This window comes from Streptomyces sp. NPDC057963 (genome assembly GCF_042887155.1).
Classification (GTDB): domain Bacteria; phylum Actinomycetota; class Actinomycetes; order Streptomycetales; family Streptomycetaceae; genus Streptomyces.
The window spans coordinates 635,273-657,609 of sequence record NZ_JBHVPX010000001.1; the positions used below are offsets into that span (position 1 = coordinate 635,273).

6 protein-coding genes and 1 pseudogene are annotated in these 22,337 nt (G+C 70.6%); 6 read left to right on the plus strand and 1 reads right to left on the minus strand.

All coding sequences use genetic code 11. The features are described from left to right. Positions 1-11: 11 nt before the first annotated feature. The 6 genes from ACFVT1_RS02965 (at position 12) to ACFVT1_RS02990 (ending at position 19,146) form a co-directional block, all read left to right on the plus strand. The gene (locus ACFVT1_RS02965) at positions 12-509 is read left to right on the plus strand and encodes a YbaB/EbfC family nucleoid-associated protein (RefSeq protein ID WP_389791943.1); all 498 of its coding nucleotides are present in this window, start codon (positions 12-14) and stop codon (positions 507-509) included. Continuing rightward, a complete protein-coding gene (locus tag ACFVT1_RS02970) occupies positions 506-829 on the plus strand; it encodes a hypothetical protein (RefSeq protein WP_389791945.1) in 324 nt (107 codons plus the stop codon). Before ACFVT1_RS02965 ends, ACFVT1_RS02970 begins: the two co-directional genes overlap by 4 nt. Before the next feature lie 6 nt (positions 830-835). After that, the gene (locus ACFVT1_RS02975) at positions 836-13,693 is read left to right on the plus strand and encodes a hypothetical protein (protein WP_389791947.1); all 12,858 of its coding nucleotides are present in this window, start codon (positions 836-838) and stop codon (positions 13,691-13,693) included. Between the two features lie 147 nt (positions 13,694-13,840). Further along, the gene (locus ACFVT1_RS02980; RefSeq protein WP_389791949.1) at positions 13,841-14,107 is read left to right on the plus strand and encodes a hypothetical protein; all 267 of its coding nucleotides are present in this window, start codon (positions 13,841-13,843) and stop codon (positions 14,105-14,107) included. A gap of 450 nt (positions 14,108-14,557) precedes the next feature. Beyond that, positions 14,558-17,590 (plus strand): hypothetical protein, encoded by a 3,033-nt coding sequence (locus ACFVT1_RS02985; RefSeq protein WP_389791951.1) that lies wholly within the window; start codon positions 14,558-14,560, stop codon positions 17,588-17,590. A 50-nt stretch (positions 17,591-17,640) separates the two neighbouring features. Further along, on the plus strand, positions 17,641-19,146 hold the full coding sequence (locus ACFVT1_RS02990) for a hypothetical protein (protein ID WP_389791952.1): 1,506 nt from the start codon (positions 17,641-17,643) through the stop codon (positions 19,144-19,146). Between the two features lie 155 nt (positions 19,147-19,301). Here the strand turns inward: ACFVT1_RS02990 and ACFVT1_RS02995 are convergent. Continuing rightward, positions 19,302-22,336 (minus strand): annotated as a pseudogene (locus ACFVT1_RS02995) (hypothetical protein). Position 22,337: the final 1 nt, after the last annotated feature.

Consider the following 22,337-nt stretch of genomic DNA (forward strand, 5'->3'; position numbering starts at 1 on the left):
GGAGCGGGGCGATGAGCAATCCCCTGGAGGAGCGGCTGGCGGAGGCGCTGGCCGAGTTCGAGGAGACGCGGACCCGGCTGGACACGGCCGCGGCGGAGGCGTCCCGGATATCCGCGACGGTCACGGCCAAGGACCGTTCGGTGGAGGCGACCGTCGGGGCCCAGGGCGAGGTGACCCACCTGCGCTTCCCCACGTCGCGGTATCGCACGATGGCCCCCGCCGAGCTGGCGAGCGCGGTGCTGAGCACCATCACCGCCGCACGCTCCCAGGCAGCTGCCCAGCTCCTGGACATCTACCGGCCCTTCGGCCCCGTACCCGGACTGTCCCCGGACGCCGAGGGCGGCTTCGCGCCCGTCGAGTGGGACGAGCTGTTCGCCCCGCTGCGGGAGGACACGGACCTGGTGGTGCCGGACTCCCGCTCCGGTGCCACCTCCGGCGGGGCCCTGCTGGACGAGCTGGTGGACGACGAGGAGAGCGGGACCGGCACCGGGAGGGGAACGCAACGATGAGCGAACTCGACGTCGACAGCGAGGGCCTCGACCGCAGCGGTGAGGCCGTGAAGGACGTGGGCAGCGTACTCAAGGTCGCCCGCGACGAGTACCTGGACAAGATCACCAGCTATCGCGGCTGCTGGGGCACCGGGGAGTTCGGCGAGACCTTCGCCAAGAAGTACTACCAGGGCCTCGGCCTTGTCGTGGACGGGACCGAGGCGCTGGTCAAGGCGCTTGAGTCCAGCGGGCAGAGCCTCAACGACACCTCCAAGAAGTTCAAGAAGTCACAGCAGGACGTGATCGAGCACGTCAACACCAGTACGACGAAGAAGCACTGAGCAGCCATGTCCCTGCAGTTTCCCCCCGAGTGCGCCTGGCTGTTCGCGGCCCTGACCGGTGAGGTCCCGCCGGACGGCGACGAGGACAAGATGTTCGCCCTCGCCGAGGCGCACAAAGGGCTGCACGGGAAACTGAACGGCGACATCCAGAAACAGGTGGCCGACGCCCTCGGCTACACCAGGAAGAACTTCGACGGCACCGCCGCCGAGATGTACCAGGAGGCGATGAAGGCCTTCCTCGGCGGTCAGGAGGGACTCGACTACTTCAACTCCGTCACCGAGCAGGCGGAGCTGATCGCCGACTTCACCCGCAAGAGCGCCACCCAGCTCCAGTACACCAAGTACATGATCATCGCCCAGCTGGTGGAGCTGCTGGTCGAAGCCGCGGTGGCGATGGCGCTGTCCTTCTTCTTCGGCGCCTCCATCGCGGCCTATCTGCAGAAGCAGGCCATCGTCCGGCTGATCATCCGCACGCGGCTGGGGCGGATGCTCCTCACCCTGCTCATGCACGAGATCATCAACGTGGGCATGGGCGTGGCCATGGACGCTCTGGTCCAGTGGACGCAGCTGAACCAGGGCACCCGCGACGAGTGGGACGGCGACCTCACCAAGAACGCGGCTCTCTCCGGAGCGATCCAGGGCCTGCTGGCGGGCCCCTTCCACGCCCTGGGTGAGAAGTTCGGCAAGCTCCTTTCCAAGATGTTCGGCGACGACGCCGGCAAGCAGCTCGGCAAGAAGCTCGACGACGTACTGCCGCCGCCCAAGAAGCTCGGCGACGGCGCCGGAAAGAACCTGGGGAAGCACGGCGGTGATCTGCCCCCGCCGAAGAACAAGGCGGGCGACGACATCGTCCCGCCCAAGAACAAGGCCGGCGACGACATCGCGCCGCCGCCCCCGTCCAAGAACAAAGGGGGCGACGACCTCACGCCTCCGCCCAAGAACAAGGCGGGTGACGACGTCACGCCCCCGCCCGCGAAGACGCCGTCCGGCGACACCCCGAAGCCGAACGCCAACAAGGACCTCCCTCCCCCGCCGCAGTCCTTCGGTCAGGACATGACCGACATCTTCCGCAAGCACCTGCCGAACACGGCTGGCCCCAACCCGGAGAAGGCGGCACGCAACTTCGTCAAAGACGTCGGGGACGCCTTCGAGCGGCGCTTCGGTGGCGCCGAGGCCCGCGACGCGGGCCGGCAGTGGGCGTCGACCCTGCTCATGGCGACCGGGCGGAAGGAACTGCCCGACGCGCTGGGGGAGGCGCTGGCACCGATCGCCAAGCAGCTCGACGACCGGGTGACGAAGGTCCTGACCGAGGGCACCGCGGACGCGATGGGCAAGAGCATCCTGCAGTCGATACGGGGCACGACCGTCACGGGCCTGTTCGAGGGCGCCCACGCGGCGGTCTCGGAGGGCACGTACAACCTGATCTTCTCGGACGAGCACACCTTCTCGACCTCCGGGCTCACCTTCGGGTCCGGCATCGTCGAGGGGCGCGTCGGCCACCTGCTGGAGACCGGCGGCGAGAAGCTCGGGGCGGGGCTGCGCGGCTCCCTCGGCATGGACACCCCGAACCTCGGCCACGGCGCACCGTCGGGACTCACCGACGACATGCCGGACCTGGGCCTGGACACGTTCTTCGCGGAGCCGGAGACCGGCAGCCTCACCGACGACATGCCCGATCTCACCCTCAACGAGTTCTTCGCCGACGCGGACGACGATCTCCAGTACCTGGATGTCGACGAGGATCCGGAGTACCTCGCGGGCGGGGGCGGAGATTCCGGTGCCGGCAAGGGCGACGCCCAGGGGCCCCCTACTCCGATCGCCACCAGCTCCGCCCAGCCCACCGGCGTCACGGGCGGCGGTCAGGGCGCGACCGGCGGCTCCACCCCGGTCACGACGTCGAACACGGCGAACACCGCGAACACGTCGGGCAACCCGGCCAACTCCAGCAACTCGGCCTCGTCGAACGCCTCCCAGCAGAAGACGCAGGACGACCGGACGGCCACCGCCGCCTCCGGAAACGACGGCGACAACAGCACCCCGAATCAGCCGGCCGGCCTCACCACCGAGAGCCACGGCACCCCGGTCGAGGACCCCTCCCAGGCGAACGAGAACGCCGACGAGGAGAACCGCGGGACCAGCGAGGAGAACCGCCGGACCGGCGAGGAGAACGCGGACCACCAGCGCCCGCCCACCGCGAGCGGTACCAACTCCTGGGAATCCGACGGCCAGGGGGGCGACAACAACACGGCCGAAACGAAGACGTCCGAGCAGACCAACTCCTCCACCTCGGAAGAGAAATCCGGCTCCCCCGTCGCGACCACGTCCACCTCCACATCCACTTCCACGTCTACGTCTACGTCTACGTACGAGAACACGCAGACCCAGGGGAAGCTGGCTGACGACCCGGAATCCCTGAACTGGGGCACCAGTCAGGCCCCGCACCCCGCCACCCCCGTACAGCAGAACACGGGCGTGGACCAGCAGAAGATCTCCCAGGACCAGCGGAACGCCTCCGAGGAGCAGCGGAAGACCACCGCGGAACAGCAGCAGACCGCCGCGGAACAGCAGAACGCCTCCGAGGAGCAGGGGAGCACCTCCGAGGAGCAGCACAACACCACCGAGGAACAAGGAAGCACCTCCGAGGAGCAGCACAACACCACCGAGGAACAAGGAAGCACCTCCGAGGAGCAGGAGAATCCGCTAGCAGCCGCTCCCGTCACGGCTCCCACGCCCGGGGCCCCGGTCTCCCCCACCGCCCTCGTCTCCCAGGACCAGTCCACCACCCCCACGGACCTCACGGAGACCGACTCCACGGATGCGGTCCCACCGGGCCAGACCCCTCCGCCCCCGCCGCCCCCGGTCCCCCATGCCCAGCCGGTCTCCTCCCCGGCCGCCCCTCGGCAGACGCCCGCCCCGCTCTCGGCGGCGGTGCAGAACCTCGGCACCGACAGCCGCGGATTGCCGGGCGGAGTGCAGTTCTCGCCGCTCGCTCCCGAGCTCGTCAACACCCTGCACGAGCAGGTGCGGAACTCCCTGGAGATCCCCGAGGAACACCGGGCCGAGGCCGACGGCCAACTGGCCACCCTGCTGAGCGCCCAGGCCCTGCACGACAACCGGGTCATGCTGCTGAGCCCGGACGGGCACCGCATCCACCTGGTCTACGGCGGCGCCACCCACCCGGTCGATGTCCGGCTGCGGCTGTCCGACCCGGCTCCCTCCCTCATGTACGGGCAGGGGCGGCGGATACCGCCGCGCAACAACGAGGAGCGGTACTCCGCCGGTTACGACAGCAATTCCCAAGTCAGCACGACCGCCGTGCGTACGCTCACGGCGCCCTCCTGGGTCGGCACCTTCGCCAACAACGCCAAGACGTCCATTCCGCTCCTGTCCGCGCTCTGGAACCGCATCACCGGCTTCCCCGTGTCGGTCTCGCCCACCGGGACACTGGGCCGCAACACCCTGTCCACCACGGTCAGCCAGTCCGTCGTCCTGACCAGTCTGCTGCGCAGCAACGAACCGGCGACCCCGTACGACTACAAGGCTTCGTGGAACGTCAGCACCCCGACCGTGAGCGTCAGCGCGCCGACCGGGCCGACCGTGAGCACGGGCGGAAACCTCACGTCCGCCTCGCTTCCGAACCCGGAGCACCAGGGCGAGCGGCCCGACGACCTCCCCTTGCAGACGTTCAGCGAGGACAACGCGCACACGGCCATCACCATCCCGGGCGACGAGAACGCGCGGACCACGGAGGAACCCGAGAACCAGCAGGACTCCGGCGACGAGCAGAACGCGACGGACCATCTCGTCACCGCCTGGTTTCCCGAGCACCTCACCCAGCCGCCCGCGGCCGACGACACGGACCCCACTCCCCTCTACGGCCACAGCGCCGACGACTTCCGCAAGCACCTGGACAAGCTGCCGCTGTGGGCACTGGACTCGATGTCCGACCCGGGTGTCCTGCTGCGGGACGTCAGACAGCGGTTCGGCTCCGAACTCGACCAACTCTCCCCGGAATCGCTGGCCGCGGTGGAGCGGTTCTTCAGCGCCCAGCAACTGCTCGGCGCGCTCCCCCTGCAACTTCCGCAGCTCGGCCAGAACGCCGAGGACGCCTCGGGCATGCTCTCGCCGCTGCTGTTGGACGCGGACGGCAAGGCGCTCGGCATGTTCAAGGTCGTCGCGGACGTGGACACGCGTCAGGGCGACGGCCTCCACGACATCAAGGTCGACAAGCGGTTCAACTTCGAACGCTCCCTGGATCGCCAGATCAAGGTGGACGCCCTTTCCAAGTCCTCTCTCACCCTGGGTGGCGAGATCTCGGCGGGTGCGAACTGGAACGCGCTGGACCCCGACTCGGATTCCGGACTGCGGGACTTCAACGTCGGTCTCAACAGCGCGGCGAAGGGGGGCGGCAGCTGGCAGAAGGATCGCGGGTTCGGCGCCGGCTCCACCCACAACGCCCTGTACAACCTGCGGGCGAACAACGGGCACGTGCTGACCCCGGCGCGGGTCGCGTACCGGGTGAGCTTCATCGCCGCGGACGGGAGCGTCCGGCCGGATCCGACGGCCCAGGAAGAGCGGGCGACCGCGTCCGCCCCCGCCACCGATGTGTGGATTCGCGCCCTGAGTCCTCAGACGGTCAACGGCACCGTCCCCGAGAACAAGCCGCGGCCCCCCGCCGAGGTGGCGGCCCTGGAGTCCCTCGGGCTGAGCTCGACACCGCTGGCCCTCGACGGTGCGGGGGTGCACCAGGTCCTGAAGGGCGCCGGCGACTGGCTCCGGGACAACGGGTACCTGCCCAAGGCCGACGAGTCGGGCATCCTCGCGGACGAGCGCCTGATCAAGGCGCGCCTGGAGAACCTGCGCAAGCTGACGCTGCTGACCTCGCCGACCGGCCTCCAGGCCGGAGTGGACGAGATGATCGACGGCGGCTACGTCATCCACTTCAACAAGCCGACCATCGGCGGCGGCAACGACCGCGTGGTGCTCCAACTGGACCTGAGCCCCGAACCCCCTTCCACCAACGGGGCCGGCGGCCAGGGCGTCAGTCACCAGCGGACGGTCAACGGCGTCGTCATCCCGAACATCAGCGGCCTGTCGGTGCCGGGAACGAGCCAGTCCGCGCAGACCACCTCCACGTGGATCGGCGGCACCACCGAACTGGGCGGCTCCGTCGACGGTCCGGTACGGGGAGCGGTCACCGGCGAGATCAAGCGCACGACGACGTCCGCCGAGACACTGACCGTCGGTTCCGGACTCGCCTATTCGCAGTTGATCGCGACGAGCAACCAGGCCACCGAGATCTTCCGGGTGCCGACCGTGCTCGGCGTGAAGATTCAGGCGGGTGAGAATTCGCTGTACTCGGACAACTCCAGTCGGTTCACACCCGCCGACACGAGCACCGAGAGCGGGGGCGGCCCCAGGGCCTATCTGGATGTGGCCCTGCCCGCGAGCCGGACCCTGCCCGCCGCTGTGCAGGAGCAGGCCCCGGCCCAGGAACAGACGCAGGAGCAGAGGCGGAAGGAGGCCCAGGACCCGGGCGGCCTGTTGCCCGACGGCTCACTGGTCGACATCCTGCGGGGCAGCAAGGAACTCAACACGCTCCTGCACGACATGCTGGGCGAGGTACCACCCGCCCCGACGCCGTCCGAGACACCTGCATCCGAAACACCGACGTCCGAAACACCGCCTTCTGAGACACCGACGTCCGAAACGCTGCCGCCCGAAGAACAGGGCCACGTGGTGGGTGGCCCCATGCCGGGTGCTCTGCCGCCCGAGCAGCCGCCGCACACACAAACGCAGACACAGACACAGACACAGACACAACCGCAGGCACAGGCACAGACCACCGCCGGCAACCAGACGCAGAGCCCGGCCCCGGGTACGGCCCCGGGTACGAACACCCGCACTGCCTCCAGCCTGTGGACCTCGGCCGTGCACAGCGCCAAGTCCCTGGCCGGGCACATCCTGAACGCGGCCACGACGGTACGTCAGACCCTGGTCGGCGACACCCTCACGTCCGAGGAGATCTCCCTCAGCGAGGCCCTGCACGCCCAACTCACCCCCGCGGCGCTGTCCGCACGCGCCCATCAGCTCGTCAAGGGCGTCTACGTCATCGACGACCTCTTCGTGCCGGCCGCCCTCGCAGGCACCGATCTCGTCGTCGAGATCCGCGCGAAGCTGTCCAACCTCCGCAGCATGGGTGAGGTCACCCAGTACGGCGAGATCGACCTCGGGCTCGTCGACAGCGCCTCCCGCCAGACCTCCAGCGCCTCCTCCCTCGAAGGGGGTGGCGGCTTCAGCCTGAAGTCCACGGCACTCCGTGCGGACGCCGAGGCGGCCGCGGCCAAGGCAACCGACCCGCTCTCCGCTCCCGACGAGGAGGCCAAGAGCAAGGCCAAGGGCAAGGCCGTGTCCGGCGGCGGGGGCGCCAAGGGGGTGTACGGCCGCGGCGACACCCGGGCGGTGACGGCCGCCGCGTCGACGAGCGTGACACGCGTGCCCTCCGAGAGCGGCAAGCACGTCCGTATCTCCGCCGACATCACCTACGAGGTGACCCTGCGACGCGGGACACGCGGCGGCCCGGTGAGCCGCGCCGGGGCTGTCACCGAGCCCAGGACGGTCACCATCGAGGGGGGAATGCAGTTCCTCGCCACGCCGGAGCAACTGCGCCGCGACAACGGCAGGCTGGTCGATCTGTTGGGCCTGCAGGACCTGGGCGAGGGCACGCCCGCGAACGCCCCGCTGCCGTACCGGTTCGTACAGCGCGGAACCCTCGGCCTGGCTGCCGTGCTGGACGTCACCCCGCTGAGCAGCCCCTTGCCCCTTCCCGTGACCGCGAACGGCACTCCCGGCGCCACGGAACCGAACCCGGCGCCGCAGAACACCAATCCTGACGTTGATGGGCCGACGGAAACTCCGGACGTCCAGGAACAACCCCGGCAGGAACAGAACGAGCAGGAACAGATCGCTCCGGAACAGCAAGAGACCACACCGGAGCAGGACCAGACGGCACCGGAGCAGGAGCAAGCCGCACCGGAACAAGAACAGTTCATGCCGGAGCAGGGAACCACCGACCCCACGCCCCCGGCCGAGCCCCGGATCGAGCGCGATCTGTACCACCGCAGGCTGACCGCGCTGGTGGAGGCCCAGGCACCCGGCGCCCTCACCCCCGGCAGCTCGCACTACGTGCCCGGACTGCGCCAGCGGCTCGCGGACTTCACCTCCCCCGCCGCCATGGCCGCTCTCACCGGCCGCGGCAGGGACCAGCCGCTCAGCTTCACCTTCCCGTACCCCGACGGCGTGACCACCAAGGACGTCACGGTGCACCTCGCGGGCCGCCCGAGCTGGAGCTCCGAACAGCTCCTGCAGGTGAAGGGACGTGAGAGTGCGAAGGGAGCCGGGCTGGAGACCTTCACCCAGCACGCGCCCAACAACATCACCCAGACGCGGAGCCGGACCACCAAGTGGGGAGGTGCCGCGTCCGGCAGCCTCTCCATCCCCACCATCGACGACAGCAAGCACAAGCTGGGCCTCGCCCCCTCGGCCACACACACCACCACGCTCACCGACACCGTCACCAACACGAGCACCGCGGAGGACCGCCTCTGGATGCGTACGGAGGGGGGCGCGGAGTTCCGGCTGGCGTGGACCTTCACGGCCTCGATGGAGATCGACGGGACGACGTACGCGATCGACCAGGTGGACGCCGCCGTCACCGTCCGTTTCGCCAAGGACGAGGATCCCTTGGTCACGGGCGAGGCACCCGCCGAACCCAACCGTCTGCCCAAGGGCGTGCGGGAGACCGACCCGAGGAACACCGCGAACGGACTGCTGACCGCGGTGCCGGTGAGACCCACCGGTACGGAGACCGTCTACGAGATCAGCCACCACCAGGAGCTTCTGCAAGCGGTCCACGAGGTGGCCCCCGAGCTCGCGAAGGGCGCCGCCCTCAGCAGCGGCGCCAGCGACGAGGCGGCGGCGGCACGGCTGACGGAGCTGCTGCACGGCGGGCAGATCACGGTCGACTCACTGCGTCAGGCGGCGGGCTTCGGCGGTTCCGCGCCCCGCGCCGACGGCACGTCCTCGGTGAGGATGACCACGCAGTTGCTGCGACCGAAGATCATCGGCAGCAGCCGTGGCGTCACCATCGACCACGTACGTCAGACCGGTTCCGGCACCACCGCGACCTCCTCTGTGTCGCGTTCGTCCGCCTTCTCCCTCGGCGCGAACCACACCGTCGGCAGCAAGGGCGAGCACACCCTCGGCGTGTCCACCACGCCCTTCCAGTTCCAGTCGGTGCCCCAGGGCCAGGGCGGCGGTGTCTCGGCCGGCGGACGCCGCTGGACGAAGATCGGCACGGCGGGGCTGCCCACGGCCACGAAGGGCCTGCAGACGCACGAGGTCGAGGTCGACACGGTCACCACCGTCACCGGACCCGGCGGGCCGGTCCGCTATGTCACCGGCACCGCGATACTGCGGGTCTCCGAAACGGATCTGCGGGGGCTCGGCATCCTGCCCCCGGGCAACGGCGTCTGGGACCTGCCGCCCCTCTCCACCACGCCCACCACGACAACGCCCACGGGCACTGCAAACACAACAGAAGCAACAACAAACACAACAAACGCTGCGGCGCCAACGGACAGCGACAACGGCGGACGGCCCGATGCCGACCTGATCCAGGCGATCACCACCTACCTGACGGAAGAGGTCGGCGAACAACCCGACGGACAGCAGGACGAGAACCGTCCGATGCCACAGCTCTGGTTGGCGCTCGGGCCGCAGGACGGTGCGGCGCAGTTGGCAGCTGCCGAGGCTCGTGCCGTCGCCATCGCCACCGCCATCGGGTCCCCCGTGGAACTCGCCGTGCACGGCAACAACGGCATCCACTACCTGGTCGTCACCGGCGAGAACAATGAGGCCGCGACGTCCGCCGAGAACGCCGGAAACGCCCGGCCTCTTGGCGGCCCCGGCGGCCCGCGAGGGGAGTCGGTCTCCTCCCAGCCCCTGAACCGCCCCTCGATGCTGCCGCGCCCTCCGGTCGCCGCGGTCTCACAGAACACGGCGGCCGGGAACACCAACCAGGTCAACCGGGACGAGTCCGCGAACACCCTCACTCCGCACGAGCAACCGCCGACGGCCACCTCGACCACCCCAATCGCCCCGCCGACTCCGCCGACTCCGCCGACTCCAACGACTCCAACGACTCCAACGACTCCAACGACTCCAACGACGGCATCGGAGCACTTGTCCTCCCTCGACGCCAACGAGGACACCGCCCAGGACCCGACACCGGTCGACGACTCGGAGACGGCCCGCCCCACCCCGAACACAACAACACAGCACGTGCCCACCCCCAACAACAACGAAGACGCCACCCAGGACCCGACACCGGTCGACGACTCGGAAACGGCCGACCCCACCCCGAACACAACCGTGGCGTCCACGGTCCTCCCCGCTCCCGCTCCCGCCCCCGCCCCGTCCGCCGACCTCACGGACACGACCGAGACGCGGCCTCCGGTCCAGAACTCCAGCCGCTCCGCGCTCGCTTACCAACTCCTCAATCCCACGCCCAAGCCCGCACCCACACCCGCTCCCACCCCCGCTCCCACCCCCACGCCTCCTCCACCTCCCCCGCTGCCAACCCCGCCACCGCCGCCCCCTCGGCCCGAGCCGCGCGTCGGCGAGACCCCGTGGCAGCCGGCTGCGGGACGCGGCAATCTGCCCGACCGCCCCGCCCGTCCCCGGGTCCTGGGCAAGCGGGTCGACGTGCTCGTCTCCGAGGCGGAGCTGCGGCCGTTCCGAAACACCGCGACGGCCGCGGTGCACACCGAACGCTTCGATCCGGCCCTGCGGCAGAACGACCGGCGCCCCGGCCTGCTCAACGGTTCCGAGACGCTGATCCGTAACCACGTGCGTCGCGAACGTCTGTCAGACGGTCGCACCGTTCGCCATTTCTTCGTCACCCTGCCCTTCGAGATCGCCGACTACCTGGACCACTCGGATCTCGACGCACTCCTGACGCGTGTGCAGAGCCTCCTGGACACGCACATGAACCGGGGCTACGTACTCCCTCGTTCCGGCGACCAATTCCGCGTCACCGCAGAGTTCGTGCACGCGCCCGGCCACGGTGAGGCCATCACCCTCACCCGGAACCTCCTGCCCGACCGGGCGGACCAGCTCCACTGGGACCTCGAACACAGCGACGCCACCCTCGTCCACGAACTCCTCCACTACCTCGGACTCGCCGACGAATACCTGGACGCCAACGGCCTGGCGACCGGTGACCCGCATCTGTTCCGCCGCGACCCGCGCCTCACCGGAGTTCACGAGGAGGGGTTGATGGCCCTCCTCGACTCGGACGGCCTGCGCGAACTGCCCGTCGACTACCTCAGGACGATCGAGGACGTCAGCGACACCGTCGACATCCCCGTGCACAACGAGTCCCCACTGACCGAATCCACTGTGCACAACGAGTCCCCACCGACCGCGACGTCCACGCGCCTCGCCCCCGGTCAGACGCCGCACCGCCCCTCAAGCAACGCACCCGACCAAAACGGGGCCCCCGGATCAAGCCAGAAAAGGCGTGTTGGCGAAGAAGAGGACGACGGCGCCCCAGGGCCGAGCAATCAGAAGAAGCCCCGTGCCAGAGAGGATGACGCAGAAGAGCTGGAGCGGCTGAGGGAGTACGAACGTCAGTTGAACCAGGACGATCGGGAGGACCTCGGGTACCAGGGGGACCAGGAGGACCTCGGGTACCAGGAGGATCAGGAGACCCACGCGAGCGAATCGGATACGGGGAAGGGCAAGAAGCGCAGGAAGAATCCGGCGGACTCCATCAGCTCCCACGTGACAGAAAGCCCGGTTGTCGCCGTCCACGGTGGTGGCACCCTCGGCTGGGTGACGAGCGAAACCCGTCTTCGCTTCCCCCGCTCCATGGCGAACGAGCGATCCGAGCAAACCCTCTCCCACCTTTCTTTTCTGCTGCACAAAATCATGACTGACGCCCAGAAGGAGCAAGCAGGGGCGTCCGGAACGGTTCAGGACGACCGCGAGACACAGTCCATGCTGATCAATGGCAGACTACTTTTCGCATCGAACTTCAACGAATCCGCAGACGCTCTCAAGGAATATCTGAAGGGAAGCGGGGACACCTCGCTGCAAGGGCTGCTGGAGCAGCAGCTCAATCCCCCCGCGGCCGGGAAGCAATCCGAAGAAATCAAGCGCATGGACCGCGCCACGGAGAAGGTTCAGGCGATCCTGGACGATCAGCGCGGCATGGAGGACGACGTCACGGCCGACGTCTTGCGTGACGCGGTCGGCAGGACGATCGAGTTCGTCGGCACGGACGCCGACAACCTGCGGGAGGTGCTCACCGCCAAGGAATACGAGGGCAAGGTGATCATGATCCGCGTCGGCCCCACGGAAAAAGTGGGTTCGGAGAAACCTCGTTCGGTACATGCCGAGCAGAAGCTGCTTCTGGCCCTGCACAAGGCCGACATCAAACCCTCAGAGGTTGCCGGGCGATCCTTCATCGTCCAGGGCAGGTACCGGCCGTGCGCCGGCTGCGCGGCCGCACTGAGGTACTACCGCGATGCTCTCGGATTCAGCGGCTTGTCCTTCAACCCCAATCACGGCCATTTCTGGAAGTCGGCCGTGCAGAATCTCCTGGATCACCAACCCCATGTTGCCAACAGTCCCGAGTACGCACAGTATCTCCAGCACATGGTCGAGTCGACGGAGAACGAGACGGGCGATCCGACGCCGACCAACCCGATGAGCACACCCGCGAGTTCCGGGGTGAAACCGCCGTCCGACGGCACCACGGTGACCGAGAACAATGGCCTTGAGATCCGGATTCCGTCCTCGGACGGAGGAAAACACGGATACAGAACCGACTCCGACACCGACATCGAGGTTTCCACCGAAAATGGAGCCAAACGCTATCGCTCCGTGAGACGTGAACGGCACGAGTACCTGGGTCCGGAAACCGGGAGGATCGGCCGAGGCAGCAACAAGGCAAGCGGAGGAAGGCAGGCCGTCCGCGCCCTGGGCGAAGACGAGAGGAGCTTGATCAAGGCAGCCCACCTGTCAGGTGACCGAGAGAATCTGAGAAAAATTCTCATCAATTTCTCCACACAGGGAGGAGTGCGCGGAGTACCGATATCGAACATAGAGCTTTCCGGCATCATCGGACTGAGTCCGGGCCATATCGGACGCATCATCCTCGGAAAGTCGGGCCACGAAGCCCGGAACCAGAGGGAATTCAGAAGAAGAGTGCAAACCTTCACAGGAGAAGGCGAGGAAGCCGCCAGCCTCACCGACGATCACTGGCTTGCGATCGTCAACGAGATGTTCAGACTCCGCATCGACAAGGAGACCGCCGAGGACATTTCCGGATTTTCCGGGGATCTCTTCGACAGCGCCTACGACAGACATAGAGGGAATGAGGGCATCGGAAGCCTCGACGTCTCTCCCGGCGAAACGCTGAAACAGCGAATAGGGAAGCACTTCGCCGGTGGCTTCGAAGAATTCCGCATGGGCTGGGAAGAACTGTTGCATGTAGACACGAAGAAGCTTTCCAGGATGAGCGCATCGGAAATAGAGAAACTTCTGGAAATTCACGAGGACATCGAATCAGAAGGTGTCGATATCGACAATTTGTCCACCTTGCTGGACAACCCTTACCTCAAAGAGGTGATCTCAGGCAACCTGCGGCTCCTTCAGGCAGAGGTGAACAGCCCTTACTTCGGAGACATCCACCCCGACGAACAAGGCGCAGATGAAGAAAGCGAAGAATTTGAGGCCGGATCCCTTTCGGCTCGTTATGAAGCATACCTACGACACATTTACGGAAAGAAGCGGTGATCGTAGCGAAAGGCGTCGATGATTCGGATTTCCCGGCCCCATCGAGACGCGGTCTCATCGCAGTGCCGGTCAGACGGATATATCTGCTCATGACAACAGCCACCTCGACCACGGCAGTCCTGTGATCCCGGATTCACCGCGTCGTCGATGAAGAATCCCACCCCGCTCCCCTATTCCCCGGAGTCGAGCCTCCTCGTCCATTCCCCGGAGTCGAGCCTCCTCGTCGACGGGGCGGACGTTCAGCTGGACAGCAAGGAGATCCGCCTGTGCCCCGTCGCGTACCGTGCCCGGCCGCCCGCGCCGCTGGATCCGGGCGGGCGTCGGGCCGCCGCCCGCCCGGCCCGCCCGTGCGCCCGTCTGGTGTCCCCGCACGGCTTCCCCGGTCCCGGCCGGTGCCGCAGACGCAGGACCTGACGGGTCGGTTCGACTTGCCGGGCGCGGCCGCCAACGATCTCCTCGTCCGCCCGGCCACCGGTCGGACGCAACCGTTCACCGCCACCATGGAGGTGGACGCGGAGCACGGCGCAGCCCGGACCCGGACCGTCCCGAAGGGCGTTTCGTCGTGCACCGAACTCGGCACCGCCGCGGCCTACTTGCTCGACCTGTACACCGAAGGCCCCGGCCGGACCCTCCTCCTGACGGGTCCCGGCGGCATACCCCGCACCTGCCAGGGGTCCTCCGCCGACCACGCTCACTCAGCCCTCTCCGAATCCGCTTCGAGCAGCTCACCCGCGATGCCGGAGAACCACGCTCCCGCCCGGAGCGCTCTTCATGATCGAATCGGGGCGACCGGACAGGGGAGGGCCAGTGCGACAGGCTGACGACGGACGGGTGGGGCCGGCCTCGGGTGGCATATCCGAGCGGATGAAGCGTCGGTTCCGCCGCCGCGACGCCGCCCCCGCGCCCGCCGAGGCGGCGGGCGGCTCCGCTGCCGGTGCGGCACGGGGGGCGTCGCCGCGCACGGTGCGGGACGAGTTCCCCCACCGCTACCTGCTGCGTTCCTCGGCCGTGCCGGACTCCCCGGTCCGGGAACTCGTACGGGAGTTGCCCGCCGACCCCCGGCGCCCCGTCGTCGTGGTCGACGTGCCCCAGAAGGCCGCCGGCAACCTCGGTGAGGAACTGGGCTCGCTGCTGGCCCGGCTGCGCGAGGAGGAGCCGCTCGCCGTCCGGCTGGTGCTGTCCGGGGCCGCCGCACCGGCCGGCGAGGCCGGTCCGCTGGCCCAACGCCTCGCCGACGCCTGGGAGGTCACTCTGGAGGCGCCCGACGCCCCCGCCGTCCTCACCCCCGGCGGCCTGCTCTACGTCACCGAACCCGCCACCCCCGGCGGCGGCTGGTGGCGTTTCGCCCCGGGGACCGCCCCCGAGGCGCTGGGCGCCCGCCTGCCCGCCCCGCGCTGGCAGCACGCGCTGACCCGGGTTCCCCTGGGGCCGATCGGGGAGAGCGTGGTCCGTGCCGTCCCCGCCGGGCTGGCCCTGTACCCGGCGGGCACCGCCGCGCCGCGCCCCGATGAACTCGCCTACGCGGTCGCCGTCCACCCCGAACGGCTGAGTGTGCTGCTCGGCGCCCCGCGCGCGGAGCCGGTCGCGGCGGAGGACCTGGCCACCCTCCTCGCCGGTCTGCCCGCCGAGCCCCGCCACTCCCTGCGGCTCGTCCCGGCCGACGGCCGGGAAGCGGTCGGCCTGGCCGAGGAGGTGTGCGACCTCCTCGGCACGGAGATCGAGGTGAGCCTGGGGCTCCCGGTCGCCGCCACCAGGAGCGAGGACAGCAGCGAGGCCGAGGGCGAATCCGTACAACTGGTCTCCCCCGAGGGGGAGTTCACCTGGCCCGCGCCGCTGACCGCCCTGGTCTGCTCCCCCACCGGGGAGGACGGCTCGCGTCCCTCCCCTCGCCCCGCCGCCTGGGCGTTCCCCGAGAAGGCGGGGGTCCCCGGGACGGAACCGGCGAGCCTGCGGCTGCCGTCCGGGGCCTGGGCGGTGGCGGTGCGTTCCGGCCTCTGGCTCGGCACCTCCCCCCACCCACCCGCCGAGGTACGGGACCGGGCCGGCGAGTCCCGCGCGCTGCGGGTGGAGATCGCGGCGGACTGCCTGTCCGGGAAAGCGGCGGGCGAGAAGCGTCTGAAGGACCTGGCCGCGCTCCTCACCGGCCTCGGCGCGGCGGCGCGCACCCACTCCGAACTCGCCGTCTCCGAGGACGTGGAGCCCGAGGCGGTCGCCGGGCTGCGGCGATTCGCGATCCGTACGGGGCTGACGCTGGCGGCCGCACCTCGGCGGAGCAGTGCCTCGGCGCTGTCCGGGAGCGCGCCGACATCCCGCGAAGTGGGCACCTCGGCCGACGAGGCCACCGCGACGCGGACCGAAACGGCCACGCCCCGCCCGAGCACGCCCGTGGCGGTGGCCGCGCCGACAGCCGGAGGGAACCCGGCTGCCGAGCCCGGACCGCCGGTGGAACCGGAGCCCGAGGCGGCACCGCCCGCCCCACGCCCCCGGGCGGAAGAAGCTCCCGCTGCCAGGACGGGCGCGGGCACGCCACGCGCCGAAGGCCACCCGTCCGGAACCGGAGCAGCGGCGGCCGACCCCGCCCCACGCCCCCGCCCGCAGACAACCCCCCACACGGAATCGGGTCCGGCCCAACCACACACCCAAGGCCGCCCGCCCACAGGCGGACCCGCCACGCCGCTCTCCTCCGCCTGCCCGGAGGAAACCCCTGGGCCCGGGGCGGGCCGGGGCCTGACCCACACCGAGGGCCGGCCGGCGGTGGCAGGGGCCGGGGGCGCCCTCGGGGCGCGCCTCGACCCGGCCGGAGCCGTACCGGACGGGGGCCCGCACGCCCCAGCAGGATCCGGCCGGCCGGCACCGGCCCGGCGGGAGGAGCCCACGCTCCCGCCCGGGGCGGTGGTCGGCGCACGGACCACAGGTGCCGGGGGCGAGGAGGCCGAGCCGAGCGGCCCGCCTCCGTCGACGACGTCCGGCCGGACGCCCGCCGCACCCGCCACCCCGCAGCCGGCGGTGTCCGGCGCCACCACTCCGCCCCCGGTGCCCGCCCCCGCGGGCCGGACGGCCCCGGCACCGGCCCCAGCACCGGCACCGAGCGCCCCGGCCCAGGCCAGGCCCCCTGCCGCCCCGGCCCAGGTCAGGCCCCCTGCCGCTCCGGCCCTGCGCCGCCGCGCGCCCGTGGGCTTCAGCGGCGAGCCGGACCGCCGGGCGTTCCGGGAGCTGGCCGCCGAGGTCTGGGAGAAGCACAGCGGACCCGTGGGCCAGGCACTCATCCGGCTGCCCGCACTGCGCGGAACCGGTGAGGACGCCGCACGGGCCGACCTGATCGCCGTCCATCTGTACCTCTCCTCCTCCCTGGAGGACCCCTTCGGGGCTCGTGCCCTCGCCGAGGACAGCGAGGCGCTGCGCCCGTACGCGGCCTGCCTGGCCTCCGGGTTGCAGCGGCTGCCCGCCCTGCGGGGCACCCTTGTGCGCGCCGTGGCACAGCCGGCTGTCCCGGACGAGGTCGTGCCGGGTGCGGTGCTGGAGTGCGACGCGCCGCTGGACGTCGTCCACCTGGAGGCGCAGAACGCGCCCCTGCCGCCCCTGTCCCACGTCCGTTACGTCATCCGGCCCGTGACCGCCCGGCGCACCTCGGTACTCTCCGTCGACGGAAACGGTGTGCAAGCACTCTTCGGTACCGGGACCGCGTTCACGGTCCTGACCCGCCACGAGGCGGAGGGCGACATGCCCGCCCGGGTCCTGCTGGCCGAACTGCCCACGGGCACCGGCCGGTTCCGGGAGCCCTCCCCAGAAGCCGTGGAACGGCTGGACAGCGCCGCCCGCCGCCCGAGCGCGGCCGGGGCGCCCGCCTGGCCGGATCGGTGCACCGGTCCGTTCCACCACGCCCCACCGGTGCGCTGAGCGGCGCCTCCGCAGAACTCTTTCCTCCCGTCCAGAAAGGCAGACCAGCCATGGCAAGCAAAGAGTCCACCCCGGCAGGTGAGAGCGCCGGGGGCTCCTCGGTGCGACGCGCGGCGGCAATCGCCGTCCTGACCGAGGAACCGACCACCGGCCTGTTCCCCGCGACCGCGACCGCAACCGCCTCCGCCGCCTCCACCGCCTCCGCTCCTGCTTCCGCTTCCGTCTCTCCCTCCGCTTCCGCTTCCGCGGCCGTGACGGCTTCGGCCGCCGGTGCGGAGGCCGAAGCCACAACCGGCACGAAGGCCGAAACGGGCGGCGGGACGGCGACGGCCACCGCCGTAGCCACCGCGACCCCCGCAGCGGAGGAGGAGGGCGCGGCCCCCGCAGCGGAGGAGGAGGCGCCGCCCGCCGCTGCGACGGCCGCAACCGGCGAAACCGCCCCGGCCACCGCCGAATCGGCCACGGCGGCCACCGCCGAGACGGCTTCGGCGGCGGACGGAACCGCTTCCGCCGCTCAGACCCGGACCACGACCGAGTCGGCGGCCGAGACGCGCCTCACCGCCGCGGCGGGCTCCGGCGCCTCCGGGAAGCGCGCCGTCGGCCTGCCCCTGGGGCGGCCCAAGAAGCCGATGATCGCCGCCGCGGTCCTCGGCGGGCTGGTCCTCATCGGGGTGCCCTTCCTCATCTCCGGCCCCGACGACAAGCCCCGTCCCCCGGTCGCCGGGGCCCCTGCCGGCAGCTCGATGAACCCCGACGGTTCCGGCCCCGGACTCGTTCCCAGCGAGCAGCGCATCTCCGCGCCGGGCGTGGCCAAGGCCAAGGGCGAGCACTCCGGCAAGGGGCCCGGCTCCGACGGCACGACCGAACACAACGCCGTTCTGGGCGGCATACACGAGTCCGGCAGCGGCGGTGAGGACAAGGAAGACAAGCCCAGCACCTCGAAGAAGGCCCCGTCCACCAAGACCGGCAAGAAGAACACCCCACCCGCCGAGAGCAACAAGCAGACCCCCGCCAACAAGCCCGCGGGCGTCGCCCCGGCCGCGCCCGCCCCGGCCATCACCTACTCGCACCTCATAGGCCCCGGCTGCAACACGCCCGGCTTCGCCGCCGGGGACCAGTACACCGACGGGAACGAGGGCTGGCGCGGCAGCCGGGGAAGCACCACGTCCTACGGGTGCAGCGGCTTCTACTACAGCCTGCCGATGTCGGGCAGTTCACGCTCGGACGGCATCTGGGCGCAGTGGAAGTTCACGTCCGGCGACGTGAAGAAGGGCAACTGCGCGGTCCAGGTGTACATCCCCAACGTCCACGACCTCTCGTACGTCGGCGGCACCCCGGCTCACTACACCGTCTACCGCGCCTTCACTCAGAGTTCGGGCAACCAGATCGGCACCTTCGAGATCAACCAGCCCTCCCACCTGGGCCAGTGGGTCTCCGCGGGCACCTTCCCGATCACGGACAACAAAATCTCCGTCGTCCTCGACAACCGCGGCAGCGGCGCCAACAACCGCCACGCCGCCGCGGCCCCGGTCCGGGTCAACTGCACCGCGACCTGAGCGGTGTACCGCCCCTCCCCGCGCCGCCACACGCGCGGGGAGGGGCCCCTCTGCCCCTGCCCCTGCCCCTGCCCCTGCCCCTGCCCCTGCCCCGAGGATCGCTCCCCGGCACCGGATCACCGGGCGAACGTCACAGAGTCCACGTCACCTGCCGGTCATACGACGATGCAGGTCATGGCCGCCCACAGCAGGGGCGAGTGCTCGATCCGGCCGCCGGCGCGCCAGTGGTCGAGCTGCTCGCGCTGCCAGCGGCCGAGCCGGTGCACGGGGTCGCGGTGCTCGTGGGCGGCGTCGACGGCGATGATCGCCTCCGACAACGGGCGTACGGACTCGGGCAGACCGGCCAGCCGGTGGAACGCGAAGCTGGTCGGCAGCACCCAGCGGGTGGCGGTGACCAGCTCGGCGCCGTTGTGGATCATCGCCGTCGCCAGGCCGAACGACTCGGCGAACCGCAGATCGCCGCCGCTCTCGCAGCCGATCAGCGCGACACGCGGCGGCGCGGGCCAGATCCGCGCACCCGGCTCGCCGTCCGCGCGCAGGGGAAGCGTGCCCAGCAGGAGGTCCTTGGCCGACAGCGGCCGATGGGTACGGACCGCCTCGACCAGGCCGGCGGTCCCCGGACCGCAACACAGATGGAGCGCACCGTCCTCGCTCTGCCCGCCCTCGACCGGCGCGCCGCTCACGTGCCCGACGTACATCAGCCTGCGTGCCCCCTTGCGGAGCACGCCGCTCAACCAGTCCCGGTCCAGGTCGGTGCGGCGGAAGGCCTCCGCCGGGGCGGCGACGGACGGCGCGACGGCGCCCGCGTCCAGACGGCTCCGGACGAACGACAGCAGCTGCGGGTCCGAGCCGGGCGGCCCCAGGACCGAGCCGAGCGGGGAGTCGGCCCGGAACCCGGGAACCCGGGGGTCGAGGACGAGTACGACCGCGTCGGCGCCCGCATCCGCGCCCGCGCCCGCATCCACATCCGCGTCCGTTTCGGCGTCCGTGTCCGGCGCCGGACACGCAGCGGATCTCTTCGGCCGCAACGACACCGGCGCCGTGGTCACGACGTCCGCCAGATCGATGAGCCGGACGTCGTCGCCGACGGCAAGCAGTTCCCACGGGACCTGGGCCACCCTGGGCGACGGCTGGATCCGCACCAGGGGACGGCCCGCGCGCGCCGACACGTGGCGTATCTGCGCCGTCAGCCCCTCCGGCCACAGTGCCTCGGCCAGCACCCGCGCGAGCCGGTGCTCGGTCCGGTGACCGGCCATCGCTCCCGAGTCGAACGCCCGCCGCAGCCCCTCCGCTCCCCCACCCGCGCCCGGCAGCGCGGCGGCCAGCGCGCCGACCGCCCGGTCGACTTCGGCACCGGGCCCGTGGCCGGTACCGAACCCCCGGGCCCCGCTGGTCCACGTCCAGGTCATGAACAGGTCGCCGGCGTCCGCCAGCCGGACCTGGACCACCGGTCGGCTCATCACGTCGTCGGCGACCAGCACGACACCTCTTCCTCACTCACGATCCGTCGGTGATAGCGGAATTCGGCCGCCTCGATGTACTCCTGGAGCGCGATGCGGCCGGATTCCGGCGACATCCGCACCTTCGGCGGCGGCGCGACGCGCAGGCCGACGGAGGCAGCGGCCTCCGCCGCCACACCCCCGGGCATCATCGGGCCCTCGACGTGCCCGTACGCCTTCATGGCCGCGCTCGGGAAGACCGACGCAACGTCTACGGCGGCCCCGGCCGCCCCAGCTGCCCCGGCGGGCGCAGAGGACTCGCCGGGCCCGGAGGACTCGCCGGATCCAGAGGACTCGCCGGGCCCGGAGGGCGGGACACGCATCGCCGACCGAGGTGTGCGGTCCAGCGCCAGCGAGGCGCCCGCGCAGCGGTGTTCCACCAGTTCGAAGAGCAGCCCCTGGTCCTGTCGGCGTACCGCGAGACGGAAGACCAACTGCATGGCGTCGTCCGCCAGTTCCAGCCACTGACTGCGGGCGTGGGCGGTGGCGAAGTCGTAGCGTGCCGCCTCCAGGGCCAGCGCGGCGGGAAGGGCGAGGGCGAGCGCGGTGCCGATGGACTCCCGCTCGTGGTCGCCGTGGTCCGTCCGGTTCAGGTTGTCCTCAAGGGCTCTCGCGAGCAGGAGATCGACCTGTGCGCACCGCTCGTACACCTCCCGCGCCTGGTACACGTCGCGGGCTTCCTGGGCCAGCCGCTTCATCTCGGTGATGTCGCCCCGGGCATAGGCCTGTTGGGCGCCCAGCAGGCTGGTGTCGGCGGCGGCGACCGATGCGCCGAGTCGTTCGAACCGGGCCAGGCTCGCCCCCAGCAGGTCCTGTGCGCCGGTGGCGTCGCCGCGCAGACCGGCGAGAAAGCCGCGGGCCTGTTCGCAGACCGCCAGGTCACCGAACTGCCGCTGCCGCTCGAAGATCGCGGACGCCTCGGCGTACCACCGCTCCGCGAGGTCGAGATCGCCCCGGTGCATCGCGGCATACGCCCGGTGCACGAGCAGCGACTGCCGCTCACCGGTGTTCCCCATCGCCCGGAAGCCGTCCTCCGCGCGGACGAAGTAGTCCTCGGCCGGGTCGAACCGCCCCGTCGAGGCGCAGATCAGGCCGAGGGCGGTCAGCAGCCGCGGGACGGTCGGCAGCATGGTCGGCGGCATGGTGGACAACAGCGCCGAGGCATGCTCCTCGGCCGCTCCCCACTCGCCCCGCTCCATCAGCAGATGCACCCGGTTCAGGCCGAGTTCGGCAGTACGCAGCCCCTCGGGGTCGTCGAACCCGGGCAGCCTGGCCGCCACTTCGTCGAGACAGGCCAGCGCCTCGTCCAGGTGCCCGGTCCTGCGCAGCAGGTCGGCCCTGGCGAGCAGGGTCTTCAGCAGGACTTCCAGCCACAGTTGACGGCCGAGCGGCCCCATCGACACCGAGGGGATGCCGTGGAGCAGGCCGAGGGCCCGCTCCACGGCGTCCGCCGCCCCGGCCAGGTCCGTGGCGGTGAGCCGGACGCTCGCGAGGTCCGACAGCAGATGCGCCCGCAGGAACCGCACGTCGGGCGAGTCCTCGATGGGCTCGGCCACGGTGAGCAACCCCTCGTAGACGGTGCACGCGGCGGCGAGGTCAGCAGCCAGCCGATGTTCCTCGGCCAGGGCGAAACCACTGTCGAACGGCTCCCCGTACAGCCACACCCCCGCGTCGTCCTCCTCGTCCGGCATC